2 protein-coding genes and 1 pseudogene are annotated in these 1,931 nt (G+C 40.9%); all 3 read right to left on the bottom strand.

What is annotated here, in order from left to right; translation table 11 throughout:
* Nucleotides 1-115 precede the first annotated feature (115 nt).
* Nucleotides 116-679 (bottom strand): annotated as a pseudogene (locus tag H6G97_RS50595) (tyrosine-type recombinase/integrase); the annotation flags it as partial.
* 179 nt (nucleotides 680-858) lie between these two features.
* A complete protein-coding gene (locus tag H6G97_RS50590; RefSeq protein ID WP_190947717.1) occupies nucleotides 859-999 on the bottom strand; it encodes a hypothetical protein in 141 nt (46 codons plus the stop codon).
* Between the two features lie 286 nt (nucleotides 1,000-1,285).
* Nucleotides 1,286-1,465 (bottom strand): hypothetical protein, encoded by a 180-nt coding sequence (locus H6G97_RS50585; RefSeq protein WP_190947716.1) that lies wholly within the window; start codon nucleotides 1,463-1,465, stop codon nucleotides 1,286-1,288.
* Nucleotides 1,466-1,931: the final 466 nt, after the last annotated feature.

Here is a 1,931-nt window from a genome sequence, read left to right as displayed (position 1 = left end):
GTCAGTATTTTGTATCTCAGGAGACACCAATGAAAAATCCCTCAGATGCACGACACTTAATTTCCATTCTTCGGAACAATGCCTAATTTACATGACTTTGAGCCTTAACTGAACCGTATTGTGCTAAAACTTGCCGGCTCTCTTTTCGCAGTGGAACTAAGCGTGGTTCATTGGTTTTGGTATCTGGTAAAAACAGCAGCTTGCCATCAAATGACCCAACATTTAGCTGCACAACTTCCCCAGCCCGGAGTCCATGACTGAGAATGTGAACCAGTGCTGTATCGCGTTGTTTTGTTTCTCCCAATAACTCTAATGCTGACCACACCTGCTCCATTTGTTCTGGAGTTAAACTCTGGGCTGGTGGCAATGGCACTTTTTCCAGTTTAATCCCCAGTGTAGGATTAGTAGAAATTATGTCAGGATACGTATAGCACATCCATTTGAAAAAGCTTTTGAGTGCCGCAATTCCCGCATTAATGCTGCTTTTTGAAAGCGGTTTACCTGCATCAGTCCGCAGTTCATCCCGCAAATACTCTTTATATAGCGCGAAGTGACGTGGGCGTAGCTCATGATAGTGCAGCTCACTCCATGCCAAAAACCGCTTCAGTTCACGTTCGTAAAGCTTGCGGCTGTTGAGTGCAAGATTGTTGCTGCGTAAGAATTCCAGCACTTTTACCCACCAGGGCGGCCGCATCATGTCAATAAGTATACTTTATTGAGAATAGATTTAAAATCAATGTCATTAAGTTTTGCTTATTGCGAAAGTTTTAGGCGATCGCTTTGGGGCTTAAAAAATAATCAAGCTCGAAATCCTGATTTTTTCGTTGGTTCTTAACCTTCGTTGTGATCAAGAGTAATTTAGATGCGTTTGCCCTGTTTTACCCACCGAATATCGGTTGGTGGTCTTCTACTCGCTGTGCGCCCAGTCAGCGATGCAGCCTCAGCGTCTAGGGGAATGAGTTTAATTGAAGGTAAGTTATTTAGTTCAGGATTATTCACAATAATCTTGTGCGATCGCATGAAATTGATAGTTTAGTATATGTCGCTGTAAGGATAAAGTGAGCAACTTTGAAAGCATAACTTGAGCAACTAAGCAGCCCAAAGGCTTTAATTGCGTTGGGAGTTATTACTTGTAAATAGATTTTGAAACAATAACCTGAGCAAAGGTTCTGTTTTGTAACTGTAACCTGAGCAAACATACTCACGCAGGATATCAAGCAACTTAAATTTTCCTTTTAAGCCGTGAAAGCTAGAAATAGCAAGAGTTTAGCAGCAGATTGTATTTTCAATAACTTTGTTTTAATGACAATAAATCATAAAAGAATAGGACTTTGAGATAGGCGAATACAAAAGCGATCGCTCTGTCGAAAAAGAAATCAGATTCTTCATCAGAGGTATTTCCACTCTTTAGGTTCACTGTCTTCACTTTGGGGCGCATAACTTGAGCAACCCAGTTTGAAAGCATAAAGTGAGCAAATTGCTCATCTTATGCTTACAGTGACAGTATACAAGAATTGTGCCCGACACAAAATAAGTATGATACCCTTATCTTTTATCCGATATAAACTACGATAAAGATACTATCCCCCCAGACACTACATTTTCACCAACATGCGATCGCGGAGGGTGCATGTTGGCAAGGCAATAGAAACTATTACGCTGCCGATGAATTTTGCTTGTCTTGGTATCGCCTTTGATGCGTAATCCAAGCGATAACCATTTACAGGGTGCTAACTTCCAGTTATAGTTAGCCGTAACTTATTATAGGCACAATGCAACTATAACTTTGACTTGGTGCAAAGATAGTTTACAAAAGCTGCTCAGGCGGTTGCATATTATCGTTTTAACGAAGTATTGAGGTATTGCTGCCGAAGAATGCATTCGGAAAAACTTTTCTCCCTGATCAGGTGCCTGTCCCTCAATCTCTAAGA

The sequence above is a fragment of the Nostoc flagelliforme FACHB-838 genome, from assembly GCF_014698065.1.
GTDB lineage: Bacteria > Cyanobacteriota > Cyanobacteriia > Cyanobacteriales > Nostocaceae > Nostoc > Nostoc flagelliforme_B.
Note: the sequence above shows the minus strand (reverse complement) of the source record. Positions and strands in the feature narration are given on the sequence as shown.

Excerpts from the sequence above, each read along its gene's own strand:
- H6G97_RS50585 (WP_190947716.1), bottom strand. The coding sequence starts at position 1,465 with ATGCTTTCAAACTGGGTTGCTCAAGTTATGCGCCCCAAAGTGAAGACA.